Genomic DNA, 22,411 nt, shown 5'->3' with positions numbered 1-22,411 from the left:
CGGGTCGGCTGGTTCGCTAGCCGTTGGTGAGGAGCGCTTCGAGTTCGTCCGCCGCACGGCCCAGCGCGCTGCGCGTGGGGTCGTGCGGCTCGGTCGGACGGTCGACCGAGACGGTCGTGCTGCCCGTCGGAGCACTCGGTGGGCGGTGGGCGCGGGCGGCGACGGTCAGTTCGTCCAGCGCGCGGCGGACCCGGTCGACCTCGTCCGGGTCCGGCACTCGGCCGCCGTACCGGATCTGCGCCGCGAACGCCGCCACCGCGCCGCCCAGCCGCTCCAGCGCCGCCGTCGCCGGCAGCCACTGCTCCGCGAGCCGCCCTGTCGGCGGCGGCTCGGCCAGGCCCTGCCGCACCTCCTGGCGGGCCTCCGCCAGCGAGCGGTAGGCGGTGCGGCGCAGCCACACCTCGGCGCGGTCGGTGCGGCCTGTGCTGCTGTCGGGGCTCTGGCTGATTTCGGGGCTCCGGTTGTTTCCGGGGCTCAGGTTGTCTCCGGGGCGCGTGCGCGTGGCGGTGACGGCGTCCAGGTAGGCCCGTAGCGCCCCCGTCGCGTCCACCAGCCGGGGCTCGATCCGGTGGCGCGGCCGCTCGGGCCACAGCAGATAGCCGAAGAGCAGCACGATCGCGCTGGCCAGGACGGTGTCCAGGACCCGTGGCCAGAACTCCGCCGCGCTGCTCTGGCCGCCCAACTGGAGCAGGACCAGCGCCATCGGCGTCATCGCGACGGTGTTCAACCCGTAGTGTGCCGCCGTCGCGTACGGGAGCAGGGCCACGCACAGCGCGGCGATCGCGGTCAGCGCCCACTCCTCGGTGGTCAGCACGAGCAGCGCCGCCGTGACCGCCACCCCGAGCACCGTGCCGATCGAACGGCTCACCGCGCGCAGGAACACCGAGCCGAGGTCCGGCTTGAGCACGAAGGCGATCGTCATCGGCACCCAGTAGCTCTTGCTGAGCGGGAAGTTGGCGGTGACCGCCGAGCCGACCGCGATGCACAACGCCACGCGCAGCCCGTACCGCACCGAGCCCCGGGACAGCAGCCGCACCCGCAGCCGCCAGGGGTCGGGCGGGGGCACGGGCGCCGTGCCGAGCCGCGCCTCCCGGCCCGCCACCGTGTCGGCGGCGGCGCGCAGCGCCACGTCCAGGGCCTGCCGCGAGGGCGTGTCCGGCTGCCAGTCCGGCATGGCGACCTCGCCGCCCCCCTGCCGTACGGCGGCCGCGAGGCGGTGCGGCACCGCGGCTACCTCGGGCGGGACGGCACGACGGGCCCACAGCAGGCCGGTCGCCGCCTCGGTGGCGGCGAGGGCGGCTTCGTACTGGTCCTGGCTCCGCGTCTGGTGCTGGTTCCGGTTCCGGCTCCGAGTTCGGGTTCCGGTTCGGTTCGGGAGGAGGTCCTGGAGCTGGTTCAGACGGGCCGTCAGCACCTGGCGCGAGCCGGCCGCCCGTGAGGTGCCCAGGTCGGCGAGCGTACGGCCGAGCGCGTCGTACGCGGCCGCGAGCGCCCGGACCCGCGGATCGGCGGCGGGCCGGCTCGGCACACCCGCCGGCAGCCCGAGCAGCACCACGAACGCCGCGCCCACGAGCATCATCGGCGCCGCCGCCCACCACGGGTGCGGCAGCGGCATCCCACTGCCCAGCGCCGCCGACACCAGCAGCAGCATCCCGGCCGCCGAACCCCGCGGACCCGTCGCACTCAAGGCGCCGGAGACGAAGGCGGTGGACGTCAACGCCGCACCGAGGGCCAGGCCGTTCGCGTCGGCGCGCTGCAGGGCCGTACCGACCAGCATGCCGAGCGCGGAGGCGAGCACGGCCGTCCCGATCCGGGCCGCCCGCAACCGTGACGGCTCAGCCCGGTCGTTCATCGTCGCGTGCATCGCACCCAGGCCCGCGAACACCCCCAGATCCAGCCGGTGCAGCAGCAGGCCCGCCGCCAGCGGCACCGCCATCCCCACCGCGGCCCGGACCATCAGCGCCAACGGCAACGGCGGCCGCTCGGGCCGTACGGCGCGGGCCCACCAGGAGGCGGCGTCGGAGGAAGGCATGCGGTCACGTCCGTTCTGCGGCCTTGGGTCGCTGCTGTGCGACATTGCGCGGCAGATGGGGCGTACCCGGGCAGTCTACCCAGGGGCGGGTAGGGAGTTGTACGTGTCGGGTTCGTACCGATCGCGTACGGGCAGACCAAGGGCCCTGCCCGGCCGACAGAGGCGGTGGCTACGATGACGGAGGCGAAAACCGCCCTCAGGGTGGACGGTTCGCCGACCAAGACGGTACGACGACGGCACGACCCACAAGTTGACGGTGTGTTGCGGCACGGCACCACCCGGGGACACCCCCCGGGGCGGCGGCCGGCCGAACGGGGGAGAGGTGAACTGCTATGGCAGGAAATAGCGCATCGGGTTCGGGGACGCCGACCCCTTCGGCAAGTCCTTCGGCGAGTCCGTCCCCGAGCCCATCGCCGAGCTCGTCGGGGACACCCACGCCCAGCGCGTCCCCGAGCCCTTCACCGAGCCCCGCCCCCAGCCCGTCGGCGAGCGCCACGCCGAGCCCGTCGGCGAGTCCGGCCCCCTCCTCCAGCCCCGCGCCCAGCTCCTCGGGGGACGGCACGAACGCCCAGGGGCTGACGGGTGACGCGACGCCGTTCATGCTGGACAAGAAGATCCCGTTGCCGTGGGGCGCGATCAACATCGCCCCCGTCGTCAGCACCGCGCAGACGAACGTCAGCGCCAACGACCTGGTGGCGGCCTTCGGCAAGCAGGACGTCAAGGTGGAGCTGCAGACGCTCTCCGCCTTCGCTGCCAAGGTCGAGGCGCTGCTCGCCGCGATGGAGGGCTCGGCGGCCGCGCCGTACAAGCTCGAAGAGCAGAAGCTGACCCAGACGAGCTTCGTCAGCGGGGGCAATCCCGGATCGTTCACCGAGGCGGTGGCTCTGACCACTGCCTACGGCAAGGTCCACTCGCAGCTCGTGAAGTTCCACAAGGACTTCAAGGCCCAAATCGAGGCGATGCAGAACGCGGTCACGAAGACCGCGGGCACCTACTCGACCAACGAGGACAACACGACGGCCGATCAGAACGCGGTCGCGAAGAACGCGGGGGTCAGCCCGACGACGACGAAGGAAAAGACGACCCTCTGACGGCGTTGCGGGGAGAGACTCACGGGGAGACGGGGAAGCAGGTCATGGCAGGAGAATCGAAGTACCACGACATGGAGCACGCCGAACTCAGGGAGTTCGTCGTGTCGACGCAGCCGGACTTGGTGTTGAAGCGAGCCGGTCAGCTCCAGGACGCCGGTCGTGTTCTGACCGAGCTCAGCACGGCACTGCAGGGGCACCTCGGCCAGGTCCACTGGGAAGGCCCGGCGGCCGAGAACTTCAAGGCCTGGGTCGGAAACCTGTACAAGTCCGCGGCGATCATCGGTCAGCACTCGGCGACCGCCGGCGGTGCGATGACCCAGGCCGGTGAAGCACTCAGCACGGCCAAGGTCGCGATGCCCCCGGTTCCCACGGAAGCGATGAAGGTGGTCGCCAAGTACGAGGGGCAGGCCACTCCCGCCGGAGTGCAGGCCAAGCTCGCCGTCGGTCAGTCGGTCGACGATTACATGAAGACCGTTCCGGGCTCCGGCTGGGTGAGCAAGGCGGAGTACGACCAGGCCAAGGCGACGGTCGAGAAGGAGCACCAGGAAGCCAGCCATCAGGTGGTGAACCTGGCCCAGGCTTACAGTGCGGCGACGACGACGCTGAACGGGATTCCCGAGGACGTGACGTTGCCGGGGACGCCTGGGGATGACAAGGCAAGGGCATCCAGTACGGAGTACGGAGGCTCCGGAGGCGGCGGCTACAGCGGCTCCGTCCGTAGCCCTCGTACGGGTGGCGGGAGCGTCGGAGGCAGCTACAGCCCGTCCGGTGGAGGCAGCTACGGCGGCGGGTCGGTCGCGCCGCAGAACCCGGGGTCGGGTTCCACCGGGCCGTCCGGGCCGGGGCACACCACCCCCATTCCTCCGCACGGTGGTGGCCAGGTTCCCCCCAACCCGCAGGACCCGGGTTCCGTCCCGCCGTCCCACCCCTCGGACCCGGTCAATCGTCCCGGCACGGGGCTGGACAGTGTGCCGACCCTCCCGACCCAGACCGGTCCGTACGGTCCCGGAGGCGGCCCGCTGCCGACCGGTGGTCCGACCGCCACACCCGTCTACCCGAGCGGCCCCAACGGGCCCGGCGGCGGTCCTGGTGTCCCCGGTGGTGGCCCGGTCCCCGGATTCCCGGTCGGGCCCGGCGGTGGTTCGGTGCAGGCCAAGGGCGGTGGCGGCGGATACCAGCCCGGCAAGGGCGGTAGCTTCACCCCCCGTCCGGCTCCCTTCGGCGGCGGCCAGATCCCCGGGAAGAACGGCACCCCGGGTCTGCCCAGCGGGACGGTCTTCGGCGGACGCGAGGCGGGGCCCGGCGGTGGCCGGGCCGGCGGGCCCAACGGCATGGGCATGCAGCCCGGCATGGGTGGGCATGGCGGTGGAGCCGTCGGTTCCGGCGGTGGTGGGCGTGGCCGGGGTCTGTCCTCGACCAGCGGTGGCACGGTCGGCGGCCGCAAGGGACCGGCCGTCGGCGGGGAGTTCACGCCCGGCGGCACGGGCCTGCGCAACCGCGCGGCCGCGGCAGGAGCTGCGGAGGGCGGTTCCCGGTCCAGGCAGAACGGCATGATGGCCCCCGGAGCGGCGGGCCACGGAGGCCGCAACGAACGCGACCGCCGCAAGCGGGCCGACTACCTCCACGAGGACGAGGAGACCTGGACCAGCGGTACGCCGCAGAGCAACCCGGACGTGGTTGAGTAGGACGGCAACGACTGCCCGGCCACTGGGCTCTCCCAGTGGCCGGGCAGGCTTGTTCGGGGCACGCTTCCCGGTCGGGTGGACAGATTGACGAGGAGTTGTGATGGGGCGGAAGCAAGGTCGGTGGCGGATGCTTTCAGCCGCGCTCCTGGCTGCAGGAATTCTTGCTGGTCCGGTTGCTGGGCCTGCGGTTGCCGATGATTCGATCCGCGCTGATCAATGGCACCTGGATGCCATGCACGCCCCTGAGATGTGGAAGGTCTCGAAGGGCGAGGGAATCACTGTCGCGGTCATCGACGGAGGATTCAAACTGGATCATCCGGACCTGGTCGGGCAGTTTCTTCCGGGAAAGGATTTCAGCGGTGGCTCCAGTGGCTTGGGCGTAGACCGCAACGGCCATGGCACCGAAATGGCTAGCCTCATCGCAGGCACGGGCAGGAACCGAGCCGGGAACGGCGCCTACGGCCTTGCGCCTGGTGTGAAGGTTCTACCTCTGAAGATCAATAGTGGATCTGAGGGTACTGTCATCACGGCCGAATTCCTCGATCAGATCGGCCAGGCGATCAGCTATGCGGTTGACCAGGGTGCGAAGGTCATCAGCATTTCGCAGGGCACATCTGCGGTTACCGCCACGTCAGACGATGTGGCCAAGATAAATCGAATCCTTGCAAATGCGCGCGCGAAGGGCGTCCTCGTGGTCGCCAGTGTCGGGAATTCTGCGCAGCAGGGCAATATTGTCGAGTATCCGGGTGGTCTGCCGAATGTGGTCGGCGTCGGGGCTGTTGACCGGAACGGAACCGTGACGGATGAGTCCGAGCGTGGGCCGCAGGTCGCTCTCGTGGCCCCTGGCATGGATGTGATTGCTGCTTGTACGGCGTCCACCGGCTATTGCAAGAGCCATGGCACCTCCGATGCGACTGCCCTGGTCTCCGCTTCGGCGGCGCTGGTTTGGGCGGTTCACAAGGACTGGACGGCGAATCAGGTTCTGCGGGTGCTGATCAACACCGCTGGCCGGTCGAATGGTGGGGACGGCCGCACGGACGGTGCGGGGTGGGGGGCGGTTCGGCCTCGGGTCGCGCTGACGGATCCCGGCGATCCCGGTCCGGCGGGTGTGTCGCCGCTGCCGGCAGATGCGGTTTCGCCGTCGGCGGCTCCGTCTGCTTCGGCGAGTGCGTCCGCGCCCGTGTCGTCGGCGCCGAGTGCGGCCGGGAGCCCGACCGATGTCGCGGTGGGTGCGCCGCCCGTGGAGCCCAAGGCAGGGTCGAGTAGTTCGGCGCCGATCGTGGCGGGCGTCCTTGCCGGGTTGGTGCTGGTGGCCGGCGTGGTGTTCGTGCTGGTGCGGCGGCGGAAGTCGGCCGTGCAGCCTGAGGCCGCTGTTCCGCTGGTGCCGCCGCATCAGCCGATGCCGCCGTCGTACCAGCCGCCGGTGCCGCCGGAGGACAATCCGTACGCGAGGTAGTAGGGGCGCTTCTGTGGTGGGGGATCGGGTGGGGAACCGTTGGACTCGGCGGTTTGTGGCCGTTGGGGTGGCGAGTCTGTGGGTGGCGGGGGCATTGGCGGGGCCGGCGGCTGCGGACGAGACGGTTCGCGCACGGCAATGGCACCTGGACGCCATGCATGCTCCCGAGATGTGGAAGACCTCGACAGGGCAGGGCGTCACTGTCGCGGTGATCGACGGAGGCTTTCGACTGGACCATCCTGACCTGGTCGGACAGTTCCTGCCAGGCAAGGATTTCAGCGGTAGTCCCGGCGGGGTGGGGACCTTCGGCGACGGACACGGTACGGAGATGTCCAGCTTGATTGCGGGTACTGGCAAAGGCGTGGGCGGAACAGGCGCCTACGGTCTGGCGCCCGGAGCCAAGATCCTCCCACTCAAGATCAACAATGGGTCTGTCGGTGCCCTCGTTTCGGCCGACTTCCTGGACCAGATCGGACAGGCTGTCAACTATGCCGTAGACCAAGGGGCGAAGGTCATCAACATCTCGCAGGGCATTGCTGCAGTGACGGCCATGCCGAGTGATGTGGATAAACTGGACAGGATTCTTGCTGCTGCGCGATCCAAGGGTGTCCTGGTCGTATCCAGTGTCGGAAATAAGGCGCAGTCCGGAAACCTGCTGTCGTACCCGGGTGGGCTGCCCAACGTAGTCGGAGTGGGGGCCATCGACCGACAGGGAACCGTTACGGCTGAATCGGAAACCGGACCTCACGTTGCCCTGGTTGCTCCGGGCGATGAAATTCTCGCGGGTTGTACCTCGGAAACGGAATACTGCAAGAGCCATGGAACGTCGGACGCGGCGGCTTTGGTTTCCGCTTCGGCTGCGCTGGTTTGGGCGGTTCACAAGGACTGGACGGCGAATCAGGTTCTGCGGGTGCTCATCAACACCGCGGGCAGGCCGAACGGTGGGGACAAGCGTACGGATGATGCGGGGTGGGGGGCGGTTCGGCCTCGGGTCGCGCTGACGGATCCCGGCGATCCCGGTCCGGCGGGTGTGTCGCCGCTGCCGGCTGATGCGGTTCTGCCGTCGGCGGCTCCGTCGGGTTCGGCTTCGGCGAGTGCGTCCGCGCCCGTGTCGTCGGTACCGAGTGCGGCCGGGAGTCCGACCGATGTCGCGGTGGGTGCGCCGCCGGTGCAGCCGAAGGCTGATTCGTCGTCCGGGTCGGGCAGTTCGCTGCCGATCGTGGCGGGTGTGGTGGCCGGGTTGGTGTTGGTGGCCGGTGTGGTGTTCGTGGTGGTGCGGCGGCGGAAGTCGGCCGTGCAGCCTGAGGTCGCCGTTCCGCCGGTGCCGCCGCAGCAGCCGTTGCCGCCGTCGTACCAGCCGCCGGTGCCGCCGGAGGACAATCCGTACGCGAGGTAGTTCGAGCGTTCCATGGCGGTAACGGCGCCCCGGCTGGTGTGGCCGAGCGGGGGCGGGTGGCTCGGTACCGGTGGTCGTGGTGGTGCGGCGGCGGTAGGGGGCGCCGGGTGGGTGGGGGTGCGCCGGGGTCACTCGGGTGGGGGCTGGTGGGGGAGGGGGTTGGTGGTGAGGGTGGTGGTATGGATGCGGAGGGTGCTTGGCGGGTAGGGCAGTTGCGGCGGGCGGCGGCTGCGGCGCTGATCGGGACGGCGATCGAGTTCTACGACTTCTTCATTTACGGCACGGCGGCGGCGCTCGTGTTCGGGGTGGTGTTCTTCCCCGGGTTGGGTGCGGTGGGGGCGCTGTTGGCGGCGTTCTCGGTGTATGCGGTGGCGTTCCTGGCCCGGCCGTTGGGGGCGGTGGTGTTCGGGCACTTCGGGGACCGGGTGGGGCGGAAGGCGACCTTGGTGGTGTCGCTGCTGTTGATGGGGTTGGCGACGGCGGCGGTGGGGTTGTTGCCGGGGTTCGCGGCGTGGGGGTGGTGGGCGCCGGCGGTCCTGGTGGTGTTGCGGGTGTGCCAGGGCGTCGGGTTGGGCGGGGAGTGGGGCGGGGCGGCGCTGCTGATCGCGGAGAACGCGCCGGCCGCCCGGCGGGGGCGGTACGGGGGCTTCCTGCAGTTGGGGCCGACGATCGGGTTCGTGTTGGCGAACGGGGTGTTCTTGGCGCTCCAACTCGGTTTGGACGAGCGGGCGTTCCGTGCGTGGGGTTGGCGGGTGCCGTTCCTGGCCTCGTTCGCGCTGGTCGCGGTGGGGTTGTTCGTACGGCTGCGGGTCGAGGAGTCGCCGCTGTTCCGGGCGATGGAGCGTACGGAGGAGCGCGGGGAGAAGGGGGCGCACGGGGAGCGGCCGCCGGTGCTGGAGGTGGTGCGGGAGCACTGGCGTCCGGTGGTGGCGGGTGGGGGCGCGATCACCGTGGGGTACGCGCTGTTCTACCTGACCACGACGTACTCGCTGGCGTACGCGACCTCGGGGCTCGGGGTGGCGAGCACGCTGGTGCTGGCGATGCTGCTGGTGGGCGCGGTGGGGATGGCCGGGACGGTGTGGCTGAGCGCCGAGCGCAGTGACCGGTGGGGGCGGCGGCGGACGTTGCGGTGGGCGACGGGGCTGGCCGCCGGCTGGGCGCTGGTGCTGTTCCCGCTGCTGGAGTCGGTGAGCCGCCCGCTGATGTTCGTGGCGCTGGCGGGGGCGATGGTGGTGCTGGGCTGCATGTTCGGGCCGGTGGCGGCGTTCCTGCCGGAACTGTTCCCGACCCGGGTGCGCTACACGGGTGCGGCGCTGACGTACAACCTGGGCGGTGTGGTCGGCGGTGCGTTGACGCCGCTGGTGGCGACGCGGCTGACGGCGGCGTACGGGACGGCGCAGCCGGTGGGCTGGTACCTGGCCGGGCTGGGGGTGCTGGCCCTGGGGTGTCTGCGGCTGCTGCCGGAGACCACGGGTGCCGAGTTGGGGGCGGTGGACGGCGGACGCCGCCGGGCGCCCCTGTGGGGGGCGGATCCGGCGGCGTAGGCGCAGGGCGCGGCGGCGCGGGCGGGTCGACCGACCGGGTCAGCCGCCCAGGGCGGCGCGGCCGGCGAGGACGATGGCGGTGTGCGCGGCGACGCGGGCGCCCAGGTGCTCGGCGGTCGCGATGTCGGCCTTGTGGACGGCCTCGGGGCCGGCGTCGGCCGGGGTGGAGGCAGCGGCGCCGCTGGAGAAGCCGAGGCGGTTGAGGTCGTTCTCGGAGGCGGTGGTGGCGTTCCAGCCGGGCTTGAGGCCGAGGTTGACCCAGGACATGCCGTGCTGGGCGGCGAGGGTCTGGAAGAAGCCGAGGGTGCCGGCCTTGTCGCCGTACTTGGAGGCGGAGTTGGTGAAGCCGGCGGCGACCTTGTCCTTCCAGGCGTCGGCGAACCAGCGCTTGCTGCTGGCCTCGGCGAAGACGTGGAAGGCGCCGGAGGCGGTGCCCATGTAGGTGGGGGAGCCGAAGACGATCGCGTCGGCGGCGTCCAGCTGGGCCCACTGCTCGTCGGTGATGGTGTCGACGGCGATCGTGACGACCTCGGCGCCCGCGTCGGCGGCGCCGCGGGCGACGGCCTCGGCGATCACGGCGGTGTGGCCGTAGCCGGAGTGGTAGGCGAGGGCGACGGTCGGACGGATGGCGGTCATGCGGCACTCCATGGGGACAGGCGGGCGGGCAGGGACAGGACGGGGCGGCACGGGCGCAGCGAGAACTGCGGCGGACCGAACCTGCTCCAGGCCCGTCCGGCGGTCTCTAATATAGACCAAGTCTCTATTGGTTACCAAGGGTGGATTGGAGACCGAAGGGCTACCCTGGATGGCATGACGACGCAGGAACGGCCAGAGCACGACGTGTTCGCCCAGCTCTGTCCCAGTCGCGAGGTGTTCGCGGAGCTTGCCGACAAGTGGTCGATGCTGATCCTGATGAGCCTCTCCGCCTGCGGCCCGCGGCGCTTCTCCGAACTCCAGCGCGGGGTCGGCGGGGTCAGCCGCAAGATGCTCACCCAGTCCCTGCGCAACCTGGAGCGCAACGGCCTGGTGCGCCGTACGGTCTTCCCGGAGACGCCGCCGCGGGTGGTCTACGACCTGCTACCGCTGGGCCGCGAACTGGCCGAGCTGGTCGCGCCGCTCGGCCGGTGGACCGAGCGCCACGCCGGCCGGCTGATGGCGGCCCGCGAGGAGTTCGACGCGGCGCACGCCGAGGGCTGAGGCCGGAGCGGCGGGCAGGAGGGGCCGATTTCCCTTCCGGCCCCACGGCCGTGTAATGTCTTCCTTGTTCGACCGGCCCGGTGAAAACCCGGCAAGCCCCTATAGCTCAGTCGGTAGAGCGTCTCCATGGTAAGGAGAAGGTCTGCGGTTCGATTCCGCATGGGGGCTCAACTGGAAGACCCCCGCCTCAGGGCGGGGGTCTTTCGCGTTTCCATCGACAGTCGATGCGTCACGGCCTAGCGGGTCGGGTGCGGAATGCGCTGTGATGGGGCGTCATCGGCCGCCCGCCCGTGGGGTGTGGGCGGGAGCCGGACCCCGACCGGGAGGGCGTCATGGGCGTTCGACTCGTGGTGGTGGACGACCACCGGTTGCTGGCCGAGGCCCTGGCCACCGCGCTCCAGCTGCGCGGTCACCGGGTGCTCGCGGTCGGTTGCCCGGCCGCGGTCGCCGCCGATCTGGTGGCCGGGCGCCGGCCCGAGGTGTGCCTGCTCGGCGTAGCCGCGCCCGCCGAGGCGGGCGCCTTCGACGGGCTGCGCCGGATCCGCCGGGAACGCCCCGAGGTGGCCGTGATCGTGCTCGGGCCGGTGGGTGAACTGCGCGGTGTGGCCGCGGCGTTCGCGGCCGGCGCGGCGGGCTACGTGCCCAGCGACGAGCGGATCGAGGTGGTCGAGCGGGCCATCGGCCGGGCCAGGGCGGGCGAGGCCGCCGTCGCGGTGGACATCTTGCGCGGGGCCTTCGACCAACTGCTGCGCCCGGAGGCCGAACCCGACGACGAGGCGGTCCGGCTGCTGCGGCTGCTGACCCGCCGTGAGGTGCAGGTGCTCGGCCGGATCGCGGACGGCGAGGACACCGCGGCGATCGCCGCCGGGATGCGGATCGCGGCCAGTACGGCCCGGACGCACGTCCAGCGGGTGCTGATGAAACTGGGCGCGCGGACCCGCCTGGAGGCGGCCGCGGTGGCGGCGCGCACCGGCCTGTTGGAGCGGATGTCCGGCGGCTGAGGCCGTGGCGCAGGGCCCGGTGGCCGCCGCCCGCGAGGGGCGGGATGTCCGGCGGCTGAGGACTTGGTGAAAAGCCTGCGCGCGACCGCCTCCGTGGTCCGGAGCACCCCGGTGGATTGGGAGAATGGCCTGAGTCGTACGCATTCCGTCGATGGCCCCGCCGTCCGCGCGACCATCGCCCGCTGGAGGTCCCAACATGAGTAAGTACCTGGTCACGGGTGGCGCCGGCTACGTGGGCAGCGTGGTGGCCGCCCACCTGCTGGAGGCGGGGCACCAGGTGACGGTCCTGGACGATCTCTCGACCGGCTTCCGCGAGGGTGTGCCGGCCGGCGCCGAGTTCGTCGAGGGCCGGATCCAGGAGGCCGACAAGGTGCTGGACGGCTCCTTCGACGGCGTGCTGCACTTCGCCGCCTCCTCCCAGGTCGGCGAGTCGGTCGCGGACCCGGAGAAGTACTGGCGCAACAACGTGGCCGGCTCGCTGGAGCTGATCAGCGCGATGCGCGCGGCGGGCGTGCGCAAGCTGGTGTTCTCCTCCACCGCCGCCACCTACGGCGAGCCGGAGGCCGTGCCGATCGCCGAGACCGCCCGCACCGCGCCGACCAACACCTACGGCGCCACCAAGCTCGCCGTGGACCACCTGATCACCAGCGAGGCCGTCGCGCACGGCCTGGCCGCCGTCTCGCTGCGCTACTTCAACGTGGCCGGCGCGTACGGCAGTTCTTTCGATGTCACTTTCGGGGAGCGGCACGACCCCGAGTCGCACCTGATCCCGCTGGTCTTCCAGGCCGCGCTCGGCCAGCGCCCGCACATCGCGGTGTACGGCGACGACTACCCGACCCCGGACGGCACCTGCATCCGCGACTACATCCACGTCGCGGACCTGGCCGAGGCCCACCTGCTGGCCCTGGACGCCGCCAAGCCGGGCGAGCACCTGATCTGCAACCTGGGCAACGGAAGCGGCTTCTCGGTGCGCGAGGTGATCGAGTCGGTCAAGCGCGTCACCGGCCGGGAGATCCCGGTGCAGATCGCGGGCCGCCGGGCGGGAGACCCGGCGGTGCTGGTGGCCTCGGCCGCCCGCGCCCACGAGGCGCTGGGCTGGACCCCGCGCCGCCCGAGCCTGGACGACATCGTCGCCGACGCCTGGAAGTTCACCCTGGAGAAGAACGCCCGCTAGACCTGCGCGCCCCGGCCGCCGCCGTCCGCGGTGGCCGGGCGCCGTCCTGTGACGCAAGTCCTGTCACGCACGCCCCTTCTGACGAAACTTCACCGAATCACCACGAGGGCGATTCCCGACCCGTACGCTGAGTGCGGTACCGGTGGGGGCCGGCGCCCTTCGGTCTTACCGACCACCGGTGGGTGGGCGGAGCGGCGGGTCCGGATCGCGGATGCCGGGCCGGTCTCCCCGTTCCCGGGCTCGGGCGGTCTGAGCAGGGGAGGGACGATGGGGCGGATTCGCGTCCTGGTGGTCGACGGTCACCGGATCTTCGCCGAGGCACTGGCCGCGGCGCTCGCCGCCGAGCCGGACGTGGAGGTGGGCGCGGCGGGCAGCGCGGCGGCCGCCGAGCGGGCGCTGGAGCGTGCCGCCGTCGAGGGCCGGGCCTACGACGTGGCGCTGATCGACGCCGACCTCGGAGCCGAGGCGATGGCCGGCGCGGCCGGGGTCGGCGGAGCGGGCGGGTCGGCGGCGACGGCCGTCCGCAGGCGGCCCGGTCCGGATGCCGCCGAGGAGGTGCGGCGCCGGGCGGCCCCGCCCGTACCGCCGGCGCGCCGGGCGGCCGTTCCGCTCGGGGCACCGCCCACGCTGTCGGCCGGGGTGGCCGGCGCCCGCCCGGCGGGCGACCAGCTCCGGGCCGACCAGGTCCGGGTCGACCAGCTCAGGCCCGACCAGGTGCGGCCCGATCAGCTCAGACCGACGCCGTCGCCCGACGGCATCACCCTGCTGGCCCGGCTCCGCCGCGCCCACCCCGGGCTGCGCGCCGTCGTCCTGGCCACCGCCGACGACCCGCACCGCGCCGCCCGCGCCCTGCACGCCGGCGCCACCGGCTGGGTGGCCAAGGAGAGTTCGCTGGCCCGGCTGCTCGCGGTGGTCCGCGGGGTGCTGCGCGACGAGACGCACCTGCCGCCCGCGCTGCTCACCGGGGTGATCCGCGAGCTCACCACCGCCCGGCGGGACCGCACCGAGAGCGAGCGGCTGGTGGACACCCTCACGCCGCGGGAGAAGCAGATCCTGCGCTGCATGGTCGCGGGCCTGGGCCGGCAGGCCGTCGCGGAGCGGCTCTACCTGTCCCCGCACACCGTCCGGACGCACATGCAGAACGTGCTCGGCAAGCTGGGGGTGCACTCCACGCTGGCCGCCGTCGCGGTCGCCCGCCGGGCCGGGGTCAGCCCCGCGGAGCCGGCCGTACCCGTGGCGCCGCCGTCCGTCGCCACGGGCGCCGACAGGTCCTAGCGGCCAGCCGGACAGGCCCTGGTCAGGGAACTAGCCGGGGATGTTGTCGAAGGGGGCGACCAGCTGCCGCAGCAGTGCCGCGAGTTCGGTCTGCTGGCCGGAGCTGAGCTGGGCGAGGAGTTCGCGCTCGTGCGCGAGGAGCCCGGCGAGTGCCTGGTCGGCGCGGTCGCGGCCGTCGTCGGTGAGGCGGACCAGGACGCCGCGTCGGTCGTCCGGGTCGGGCAGGCGCTTGACCAGGCCCTTGCCGGTGAGCCGGTCGATCCGGTTGGTCATGGTGCCGGAGGTGACCAGGGTCTGGGTGAGCAGTTGGCCGGGGGAGAGCTGGTAGGGGGTGCCGGCCCGCCGCAGGGCGGTCAGGACGTCGAACTCCCAGGGCTCCAAGCCGTGCTCGGCGAAGGCGGTGCGGCGGGCGCGGTCCAGGTGCCGGGCGAGCCGGCTGACCCGGCTGAGCACCTCCAGCGGCTCCACGTCGAGGTCGGGGCGCTCTCGGCGCCACGCTGCGACCAGCCTGTCGACCTCGTCCTCCATGACGATCAGTGTATCGGTGGATGTGTCGATGTGAAGTCTCTTGACATCGAGAAATGTGCGGGCAAGGCTACGAGGAGATATCTTGATGTCGAGATACTTGCGAGGTAGGCCATGACCACCACCGTCTGGGACCCGGCGCAGTACCTGCGCTTCGCCGACGAACGCACCCGCCCGCTGCGCGACCTGCTCGCCCGCGTCCCCGATCTGCCGACCCGGGGCGACGAGCGGATCCTCGACATCGGCTGCGGGCCCGGCAACTCCACCGCCGTCCTGCGCGAGCGCTGGCCGGGCGCCCGCATCACCGGCGTCGACAACTCCGCCCCGATGCTCGCCACCGCCCGCGCCGAGGGCGAACCGAGCGCCGACTACCTGCTCGCCGACGCCCGCGACTACGACCCGGCCCCGGCCCGGCCGGACCTGATCGTCTCCAACGCCACCCTGCAATGGATCGACGGCCACCTCGACCTCGTCCCGCGCTGGGCCGGCGCCCTGCGTCCCGGCGGAGTCGTCGCCTTCCAGGTGCCCGGCAACTTCGAGGCCCCCAGCCACACCCTGCTCGCCGAGCTGCGCCGCAGCCCCCGCTGGCGCGACCTGCTCGGCGAGGACGCCGTCCGCGCCGGCGTCCACCCGCCCGAGCGCTACCTCGACGCCCTGGCCGGCGCCGACTGCCTCCCGGACGTCTGGGAGACCACCTATTCCACCCTGCTCCCGGGGCCGGACCCGGTCCTGGAGTGGGTCAAGGGCAGCGCGCTGCGCCCGGTCCTGGGCCTGCTCGCCGACCCGGCCGAGCGGGCCGCCTTCCTCGCCGAGTACGGGCGGCTGCTGCGCGAGGCGTACCCGGCCGGGCCGTACGGGACGGTGTTCCCGTTCCGGCGGATCTTCGCGGTGGGGATCAGGCGGTAGCCGGCCGGGGGCGATCGGCGACCGGGCCCGGCAGCACGGCGGCCGGCCGGCCCCCGGTCGGTCGCGGTCAGCCCGTGCGGTCGCCGACCAGCCGGGGGTGGCGCTCCAGGCCCTCCAGCCCGTGCCAGGCGAGGTTCACCAGGTGCGCCGCCACCGTCGCCTTGTCCGGCTTGCGCACCTCCAGCCACCACTGCCCGGTCAGTGCGACCATGCCGACCAGCATCTGCGAGTACATCGGGGCCAGCCGGGCGTCGAAGCCCCGGGACTTGAACTCCAGGCCCAGGATGTCCTCCACCTGCGTGGCGATGTCGCTGATCAGCGAGGCGAAGGTGCCGGTCGACTGGGCCACCGGCGAGTCCCGGACCAGGATCCGGAAGCCGTCCGTCGAGGTGTCGATGTAGTCCATCAGCGCGAAGGCGGCCTGCTCCAGCAGCTCGCGCGAGTGTCCGCCGGTCAGCGCCCCGGTCACCATGTCCAGCAGCAGCTGCATCTCGCGGTCCACCACCACCGCGTACAGCCCCTCCTTGCCGCCGAAGTGCTCGTAGACGACGGGCTTCGACACCCCGGCGCGCTCGGCGATCTCCTCCACCGAGGTTCCGTCGTAGCCGCGCTCCGCGAAGACCGTCCGGCCGATCTCCAGCAGCTGTTCGCGCCGCTGCTTGCCGGTCATCCGGACCCGGCCGCCCCGGCGGCGCGGGGCCGGGGCGGCGCCCCGGTCCGCACCCCCCTCGGCGGCCGCGCCCGCCGGTGCAGCGGCCCGCGGACGGGCCGGCGCCGTAGCGGGCGCCGCGTCCGTCCGCGTGCTGTGTTGCCCGCCTGTGCTGTCTGCGCTGCTCCCGTTCACCCCTACATCATGCTGGAAGCGCCGCCTCATGCGGCGCGGCGGGCGGCGATCCGCTGCGCGTCCGGCCAGCGGACGTCCCGGGCCCAGCCGGCCAGCTCGAACCAGCGGATCAGCCGGGCCGAGGAGTCGATCTGTCCGCGGAGCACGCCGTGCCGGGCCGAGGTCGGGTCGGCGTGGTGCAGGTTGTGCCAGGACTCCCCGCAGGAGAGCACCGCGAGCCACCAGACGTTGCCGGAGCGGTCCCGGGAGCGGAACGGGCGGCGGCCGACGGCGTGGCAGATCGAGTTGATCGACCAGGTGACGTGGTGCAGCAGGGCCACCCGGACCAGCGAACCCCAGAAGAAGGCGGAGAGCGCGCCCGCCCAGGAGAGCGTCACCAGGCCGCCGACCAGCGCGGGCAGCAGCAGCGAGATGGCGGTCCAGAGCCAGAACAGCCGGGAGATCCGCCTTATGGCCGGGTCGCGGACGAGGTCCGGGGCGTAGGTGAGCTGCGGGGTCTGCTCCTCGTCGAAGAGCCAGCCCAGGTGCGCCCAGAACAGGCCCTTCAGCAGCGCGGGGACGCTCTCCCCGTAGCGCCAGGGCGAGTGCGGGTCGCCGTCCTTGTCGCTGAACCGGTGGTGCTTGCGGTGGTCGGCCACCCAGCGCACCAGCGGGCCCTCGACCGCGAGGCTGCCGGCGATCGCCAGCGCGAGGCGCACCGGGCGGTTGGCCTTGAACGAGCCGTGGGTGAAGTAGCGGTGGTAGCCGACGGTGACGCCGTGGCAGGTGAGGAAGTACATGGCGACGGCGATCGCGAGGTCCGTCCACCCCAGCCCCCAGCCCCAGGCCACCGGGACGGCGGCCAGCAGCGCGGTGAAGGGCACGAGGATGAACAGTCCGAGCGCGATCCGCTCGGGCAGACCCTGCTTCTCCCCGCCGCGGGTGGCGGACAGCTGGGTGGCGGCGGTCTGCGGGTCGAGGGTCTGGGGGTCGGAGGACGGAGTACGGGAGGCGGCGGTCCCCGCGCGCGCCTCTCCTGCCTGGATGGTCATGGGCGTCCCTTTGCGGCGTCCCGGTACGGGAGAGAAGCGGAGCCTACGTCGGCGTAACCTACGGCATCGTAGGTTGCGCTCCGTGTCCAAGGGAACACTCCGCCGCGCGGCTCTTGAGTGAATTCACCCGACTGGATGGATGAACCCCGACCCCACGGGGTTCGGCGGCGGAGACGCCGGCGGATCGGGGCGTGGATCGGAGCGCGGACCGCGGCGGGAACCGAGCGTGGACCGGCGGTTGCGGATCGGTGCAAGGCGATACCCACGGCAGGGTCGACTCGGGTAGGGTCTGACACGACTGTCCGCCGTGGTGTAATGGCAGCACAGGGCCCTTTGGAGGCCTTTGTCTGGGTTCGAATCCTAGCGGCGGAGCCTCTGCACGCCTCTGGTTCGGGCGTCTTCCATCGCGCCGGTATTGTCGGTGCCGCTCGGCGGACTGTGCGACCGGCGACCGGCGTGGGTCCGGGCCGGGCCTGCTCTGCCCTCTCCGTGAACCTACCGAGGAGCCTCCCCGCATGGGTGCCAATTCGCTTGCCGCCGTTGTCGTGCTCGCCGCCGGTGGCGGGACCCGGATGAAGTCGAACAAGCTGCCCAAGGTGCTGCACGAGGTGTGCGGACGGTCGCTGGTGGGGCACGCGGTCTCGGCGGCCGGGGAGCTGGCTCCGGAGCAGCTGGTCGTGGTCGTCGGGCACCAGCGCGAGCAGGTGCAGGAGCACCTGGCGGCGCACTACCCGGCGGTGCGTACGGCCGTCCAGGAGGAGCAGAACGGCACCGGGCACGCGGTGCGCACCGCGCTGGAGGCGCTGGGCGCGGACGGCGTGGTGCTGGACGGCACCGTGATCGTCACCGCCGGCGATTCGCCGCTGCTGACCGGGGCGACCCTGCGCCGGCTGGCGGACGCTCATGCGGCCCAACAGAACGGCGTCACCGTGCTGACCGCCGTCGTCCCCGAGCCCTTCGGCTACGGCCGGATCCTGCGGGACGAGGACGGCACCGTCGCCTCGATCGTCGAGGAGCGGGACGCCACCGACACCCAGCGGGCGATCGCCGAGATCAACTCGGGCGTCTTCGCCTTCGACGCCAAGCTGCTTGTCGAGGCGCTGGCCGAGCTCACCACGGACAACTCGCAGGGCGAGGAGTACCTGACCGACACCCTGGAGATCCTGCGCAAGGCCGGCCATCGGGTCGGTGCCGTGGTCGCCGAGGACCACCGGGACATCCTGGGCATCAACGACCGGGTCCAGCTGGCGCAGGCCCGCCGGCTGCTGAACGACCGTCTGCTGGAGCGGGCGATGCGCGCGGGCGTCACCGTGGTGGACCCGGCGACCACCTGGTTCGACGTCCAGGTGACCTACGAGCCGGACGCGGTGGTGCTGCCCAACACCCAGCTGCAGGGCGCCACCCACCTGGCCGAGGGCTGCGAGGTCGGTCCGAACTCGACCCTCAAGGACACCCTGATCGGCGCCGGCGCCCGGGTGAGCAACACCACGGCCGACCGTGCCGAGGTGGGCGAGCTGGCCACCGCCGGCCCCTACGCCTACCTGCGGCCGGGCGCGAAGCTGGCCCGCAAGGCGAAGGTCGGCACCTACGTCGAGGTGAAGAACTCCGAGCTCGGCGAGGGTGCCAAGGTGCCGCACCTGTCGTACATCGGCGACGCCACGATCGGCGAGGGCACCAACATCGGCGCGGCCTCGGTCACCGTGAACTACGACGGCGTGAACAAGCACCGCACCGTCATCGGCGCGCACTGCCGCACCGGTTCGGACAACATGTTCATCGCCCCGGTCACCGTCGGTGACGGTGCCTACACCGGTGCGGGCTCGGTCATCACCTCCGACGTCCCGGCCGGCGCACTCGGCGTGAACCGCGCGCAGCAGCGCAACATCGAGGGGTGGGTCGAGCGCAAGCGCCCCGGAACCGTCTCCGCGCAGGCCGCGAAGGCGGCGACGGACGGGGCCGGGCAGGCCTGACGGGGCGGGCGGGGCACCGCGGGCCGACCCAGGGGCGATCCCGGGGCGGACGGTTTCTGCGCGGGCGCGTAACCTTGGGGACATACGTGCGCCACTGGGCTTACCGCCCGTGTCCAGGCGTACCGACATTCCCCCCGACCCCGTACCGCGCGTGGGCCCCGCCTGCCCGCACCGGGTCGAGGGTTCAGCGTCCGCAACGCGAGGAGACGGTGCAGTGAGCGGGATCACGACGTCGGGTGAGAAGAAGCTCAAACTCTTCTCCGGCCGTGCCCACCCGGAGCTGGCGAAGGAGGTGGCCGAGGCGCTCGGGACCGAACTGGTCCCCACCAAGGCCCTGGACTTCGCCAACGGCGAGATCTACGTCCGCTTCCTGGAGTCCGCCCGTGGTGCGGACTGCTTCGTGATGCAGAGCCACACGGCTCCCATCAACCAGTGGATCATGGAGCAGCTGATCATGATCGATGCTCTGAAGCGGGCCTCCGCCAAGAGCATCACCGCGATCCTGCCGTTCTACGGCTACGCCCGCCAGGACAAGAAGCACCTCGGCCGCGAGCCCATCTCGGCCCGCCTGGTCGCCGACCTGCTGCGCCAGGCCGGGGCCGACCGTCTGATGGCCGTGGACCTGCACACCGCGCAGATCCAGGGCTTCTTCGACGGCCCGGTGGACCACCTGTTCGCGCTGCCGCTGCTGGCCGACTACATCGGCGAGAAGGTCGACCGCTCCAAGCTGACCGTCGTCTCCCCGGACGCCGGCCGGGTGAAGGTCGCCGACCAGTGGTGCGACCGCCTGGCCGCCCCGCTGGCGATCATCCACAAGCGCCGCGACATCACCCAGGCCAACACCATCCTGTCGGCCGACGTCGTCGGTGACGTCGAGGGCCGGGTCTGCGTCCTGGTCGACGACATGATCGACACGGCCGGCACGATCTGCGCCGCCGCCGACGCGCTGTTCGAGAACGGCGCCGCGGACGTCCTGGTCGCGGCCACCCACGGGGTGCTCTCCGGCCCGGCCGCGGACCGGCTGAAGAACTCCCGGGTCAGCGAGTTCGTGTTCACCAACACGCTGCCCACCCCGGCCCAGCTCCAGCTGGACAAGATCACCACGCTGTCCATCGCCCCGTCGATCGCCGCCGCGATCCGCGAGGTGTTCGAGGAGGGTTCGGTCACGAGCCTCTTCGAGGGCGTGCACTGACGAAGGCCCGCGCAGGCGGCCCCGGTCCGAACGGGCCGGGGCCGCCGCCGATTTCGCGGGAGGGCACCGGTGCGGTTAGACTCGTGAGACTGCTCGGCGAGGGATGCCGTGTGCCTGCTCGACGGGCGCCCGCTCCGTGATCGACGCGCTGCCGGTGCCGGATTCCCGTCCGCCGGCAGGCCGTTGCCGCCGAGTGACCCCCGAACGTACTGAGGGTGTGGTCCCGGCGGTTTTTCGCGTTGCCTGCACCCCCGCGCCATCTTCCACGAGGAGTGCAGTCGTGTCCGAGATCCGCCTTGCCGCTGAGACCCGTTCCGAGTTCGGCAAGGGTGCCGCCCGTCGCGCCCGCCGTGCCGGCTTCGTCCCCGGTGTCGTCTACGGCCACGGCCACGCCCCGGTTCACCTGAACCTGCCCGGCCACGACCTGATGATGGCCCTCAAGACCCCGAACGCCCTGCTGGTCGTTCCGATCGAGGGCAAGGACGAGTACGTGCTGCCCAAGGCCGTCCAGCGCGAGGCCATCAAGCGCACCATCGAGCACGTCGACCTGCTGCTGGTCAAGCGTGGCGAGAAGGTCACCGTCGAGATCCCGGTCCACACCGAGGGCGAGCTGGCCCCGGGCGGCAACCTGCTGGAGCACGTCCTCAACGCGCTGCCGATCGAGGCCGAGGCCACCCACCTGCCCGAGTCCGTCACCGTCTCGGTCGAGGGCCTGGAGGCCGGTGCCTCCATCCACGCCAAGGACATCACCCTGCCGGCCGGCGTCACCCTGGCCGTCGAGGCCGACGCCGTCGTCCTGCAGGTCATCGGCGCCCAGGCCGCTCCGGCCGACGAGGAGGCCGCCGAGGCCGAGGGCACCGAGGCCTGAGCCTCGCCCTGCTAGCACGGACCGCTGCCCCGGTCGCTCCCGCTGGAGCGGCCGGGGCAGCGGTGTGTCCGGGATGATGACGACGAGCGCGAAGGCGAGGAGTGAGAGCGCGATGGCGGACGAGTACGAGGGCCCCTGGCTGGTGGTGGGGCTGGGCAACCCGGGCGAGCAGTACGCCCGCAACCGGCACAACATCGGGTTCATGGTGGTGGACCTGCTGGCGCAGCGGATGGGCGCCAAGTTCAAGGCGCACAAGAGCAGGGCGCAGGTGGCCGAGGGACGGCTGGCGGGCAAGCGGGTGGTGCTGGCCAAGCCGATGTCCTTCATGAACCTCTCCGGCGGGCCGGTGACGGCGCTGCGAGACTTCTACAAGGTCCCGGCCGCCGCGCTGATCGCGGTCCACGACGAGCTGGACATCGACTACGCGGCGCTGCGGCTGAAGCTGGGCGGCGGCGACAACGGCCACAACGGGCTGAAGTCGATCACCAAGTCGCTGGGCCCGGACTACCACCGGGTGCGCTGCGGGATCGGCCGTCCGCCGGGCCGGATGGAGGTCGCGGACTTCGTGCTGAAGGACTTCTCCTCGACCGAGCGCAAGGAGCTGGAGTGGTTCGTGGACCGCTCGGCGGACGCGGTGGAGGCGCTGCTGTCCGAAGGGCTGGAGCGGGCGCAGGGGACGTACAACTCCTGAGCCTCCGTCAAGACGGCGCGCCGGGCGCCGGGTACGCAACAGTCGTACAACGCTTGGCGGGCCGGAGCTGAATCCGTGTGAGAAGCCCGGACGGGATCGGATAGCGTCGGCCGCGGTACGCGAACGAGTCCTGGGGAGTTTGGGGAGTTCTCGATGCGGGGATTGGGTCCGGTCCGCCGACTGCGGCGGACCCGGGTGGTTCGGCTGAGGCGGCTCGGACGGCGGGTCGGTACGGCCGGTGCGCTGGGGGCGGCCGGGATGCTGCTGTCCAGCGGTGCGGTGGCGCACGCGGACCCGGTGGCGGAGCCCGATCCGGCGCTCCCCCCGGAGCCGGCCGCGGCGCAGTTCAGCCCGGTGCTGGGCGAGTCGATGGGCCCCGACGCGGGGCTGCTGGCGGTCGGCGGCGGCCTGGTCGTGGCGGCCGGCGGCGCGGCGCTGTGGCTGAAGCGCAGGCGCGCGGGCGAGCCCGCGGAGTAGCAACCCCCGTACGGCGAGGGGCCGGTGTCCCGGGGGCGGGACACCGGCCCCTCGGC

General features: G+C 72.1%; 20 protein-coding genes and 2 tRNA genes. 17 read left to right on the top strand and 5 right to left on the bottom strand.

The features are described from left to right. Window positions 1-16: 16 nt before the first annotated feature. Window positions 17-2,032 (bottom strand): FUSC family protein, encoded by a 2,016-nt coding sequence (locus tag CRP52_RS12720; protein ID WP_101948182.1) that lies wholly within the window; start codon window positions 2,030-2,032, stop codon window positions 17-19. Window positions 2,033-2,631: 599 nt separating this feature from the next. On the opposite strand from CRP52_RS12720, the gene CRP52_RS38175 reads away from it, so the two are divergent. The 5 genes from CRP52_RS38175 to CRP52_RS12695 all read left to right on the top strand — a co-directional run bounded on the left by CRP52_RS38175 (window position 2,632) and on the right by CRP52_RS12695 (window position 9,204). Further along, a complete protein-coding gene (locus CRP52_RS38175) occupies window positions 2,632-3,123 on the top strand; it encodes a hypothetical protein (RefSeq protein WP_179852779.1) in 492 nt (163 codons plus the stop codon). Window positions 3,124-3,167: 44 nt separating this feature from the next. Continuing rightward, on the top strand, window positions 3,168-4,808 hold the full coding sequence (locus CRP52_RS12710) for a WXG100 family type VII secretion target (protein ID WP_143685719.1): 1,641 nt from the start codon (window positions 3,168-3,170) through the stop codon (window positions 4,806-4,808). Between the two features lie 127 nt (window positions 4,809-4,935). Continuing rightward, the gene (locus CRP52_RS12705) at window positions 4,936-6,264 is read left to right on the top strand and encodes a S8 family serine peptidase (RefSeq protein ID WP_257032439.1); all 1,329 of its coding nucleotides are present in this window, start codon (window positions 4,936-4,938) and stop codon (window positions 6,262-6,264) included. Between the two features lie 169 nt (window positions 6,265-6,433). Next, window positions 6,434-7,660 carry a S8 family serine peptidase gene (locus CRP52_RS12700; RefSeq protein WP_257032438.1) on the top strand — a complete coding sequence of 409 codons (1,227 nt, stop codon included), beginning with the start codon at window positions 6,434-6,436 and terminating at the stop codon, window positions 7,658-7,660. Window positions 7,661-7,839: 179 nt separating this feature from the next. Continuing rightward, window positions 7,840-9,204 carry an MFS transporter gene (locus CRP52_RS12695; RefSeq protein ID WP_097236502.1) on the top strand — a complete coding sequence of 455 codons (1,365 nt, stop codon included), beginning with the start codon at window positions 7,840-7,842 and terminating at the stop codon, window positions 9,202-9,204. Window positions 9,205-9,243: 39 nt separating this feature from the next. On the opposite strand, the gene CRP52_RS12690 is transcribed toward CRP52_RS12695, so the two are convergent. After that, window positions 9,244-9,840, bottom strand: coding sequence for a flavodoxin family protein (locus tag CRP52_RS12690; protein WP_097236501.1), 597 nt, complete (start codon window positions 9,838-9,840; stop codon window positions 9,244-9,246). Between the two features lie 174 nt (window positions 9,841-10,014). Between CRP52_RS12690 and CRP52_RS12685 the strand changes: the two genes are divergently transcribed. The 5 genes from CRP52_RS12685 (at window position 10,015) to CRP52_RS12665 (ending at window position 13,851) form a co-directional block, all read left to right on the top strand. Beyond that, the gene (locus CRP52_RS12685; protein WP_097236500.1) at window positions 10,015-10,401 is read left to right on the top strand and encodes a winged helix-turn-helix transcriptional regulator; all 387 of its coding nucleotides are present in this window, start codon (window positions 10,015-10,017) and stop codon (window positions 10,399-10,401) included. 95 nt (window positions 10,402-10,496) lie between these two features. After that, a tRNA-Thr gene (locus tag CRP52_RS12680) sits at window positions 10,497-10,569 on the top strand. Window positions 10,570-10,733: 164 nt separating this feature from the next. Further along, on the top strand, window positions 10,734-11,402 hold the full coding sequence (locus CRP52_RS12675; RefSeq protein ID WP_097236499.1) for a LuxR C-terminal-related transcriptional regulator: 669 nt from the start codon (window positions 10,734-10,736) through the stop codon (window positions 11,400-11,402). Window positions 11,403-11,598: 196 nt separating this feature from the next. After that, on the top strand, window positions 11,599-12,576 hold the full coding sequence (gene galE, locus CRP52_RS12670; protein ID WP_097236498.1) for a UDP-glucose 4-epimerase GalE: 978 nt from the start codon (window positions 11,599-11,601) through the stop codon (window positions 12,574-12,576). 267 nt (window positions 12,577-12,843) lie between these two features. Next, a complete protein-coding gene (locus CRP52_RS12665) occupies window positions 12,844-13,851 on the top strand; it encodes a LuxR C-terminal-related transcriptional regulator (protein ID WP_097236497.1) in 1,008 nt (335 codons plus the stop codon). A gap of 30 nt (window positions 13,852-13,881) precedes the next feature. Here CRP52_RS12665 and CRP52_RS12660 read toward each other — a convergent pair whose 3' ends face one another. Beyond that, complete coding sequence (locus tag CRP52_RS12660) at window positions 13,882-14,379, bottom strand: MarR family winged helix-turn-helix transcriptional regulator (RefSeq protein ID WP_097236496.1); 498 nt, start codon at window positions 14,377-14,379, stop codon at window positions 13,882-13,884. A 111-nt stretch (window positions 14,380-14,490) separates the two neighbouring features. On the opposite strand from CRP52_RS12660, the gene CRP52_RS12655 reads away from it, so the two are divergent. Then, window positions 14,491-15,282: a methyltransferase domain-containing protein gene (locus CRP52_RS12655; RefSeq protein WP_097236495.1), complete on the top strand. Its 792-nt coding sequence runs from the start codon at window positions 14,491-14,493 to the stop codon at window positions 15,280-15,282. Window positions 15,283-15,349: 67 nt separating this feature from the next. Here the strand turns inward: CRP52_RS12655 and CRP52_RS12650 are convergent, their stop codons facing one another. Then, window positions 15,350-15,952, bottom strand: a complete 603-nt coding sequence (locus CRP52_RS12650; protein WP_045710789.1) for a TetR/AcrR family transcriptional regulator — start codon at window positions 15,950-15,952, stop codon at window positions 15,350-15,352. Window positions 15,953-16,152: 200 nt separating this feature from the next. After that, window positions 16,153-17,157: an acyl-CoA desaturase gene (locus tag CRP52_RS12645; protein WP_097236494.1), complete on the bottom strand. Its 1,005-nt coding sequence runs from the start codon at window positions 17,155-17,157 to the stop codon at window positions 16,153-16,155. A gap of 301 nt (window positions 17,158-17,458) precedes the next feature. Here CRP52_RS12645 and CRP52_RS12640 point away from each other — a divergent pair. The 6 genes from CRP52_RS12640 (at window position 17,459) to CRP52_RS12615 (ending at window position 22,355) form a co-directional block, all read left to right on the top strand. After that, window positions 17,459-17,529, top strand: a tRNA-Gln gene (locus CRP52_RS12640). Window positions 17,530-17,672: 143 nt separating this feature from the next. After that, window positions 17,673-19,127: a bifunctional UDP-N-acetylglucosamine diphosphorylase/glucosamine-1-phosphate N-acetyltransferase GlmU gene (glmU, locus tag CRP52_RS12635; RefSeq protein WP_097236493.1), complete on the top strand. Its 1,455-nt coding sequence runs from the start codon at window positions 17,673-17,675 to the stop codon at window positions 19,125-19,127. 214 nt (window positions 19,128-19,341) lie between these two features. Then, on the top strand, window positions 19,342-20,319 hold the full coding sequence (locus CRP52_RS12630) for a ribose-phosphate diphosphokinase (protein WP_097236492.1): 978 nt from the start codon (window positions 19,342-19,344) through the stop codon (window positions 20,317-20,319). 280 nt (window positions 20,320-20,599) lie between these two features. Beyond that, the gene (locus tag CRP52_RS12625) at window positions 20,600-21,187 is read left to right on the top strand and encodes a 50S ribosomal protein L25/general stress protein Ctc (protein WP_097236491.1); all 588 of its coding nucleotides are present in this window, start codon (window positions 20,600-20,602) and stop codon (window positions 21,185-21,187) included. A gap of 73 nt (window positions 21,188-21,260) precedes the next feature. Beyond that, complete coding sequence (gene pth / locus CRP52_RS12620) at window positions 21,261-21,878, top strand: aminoacyl-tRNA hydrolase (RefSeq protein ID WP_373560485.1); 618 nt, start codon at window positions 21,261-21,263, stop codon at window positions 21,876-21,878. A gap of 153 nt (window positions 21,879-22,031) precedes the next feature. After that, the gene (locus CRP52_RS12615; RefSeq protein ID WP_143685717.1) at window positions 22,032-22,355 is read left to right on the top strand and encodes a hypothetical protein; all 324 of its coding nucleotides are present in this window, start codon (window positions 22,032-22,034) and stop codon (window positions 22,353-22,355) included. Window positions 22,356-22,411 lie beyond the last annotated feature (56 nt).

Source organism: Streptomyces sp. 1331.2 (genome assembly GCF_900199205.1).
GTDB lineage: Bacteria > Actinomycetota > Actinomycetes > Streptomycetales > Streptomycetaceae > Kitasatospora.
This window is presented reverse-complemented; position numbering and strand designations above follow the sequence as displayed.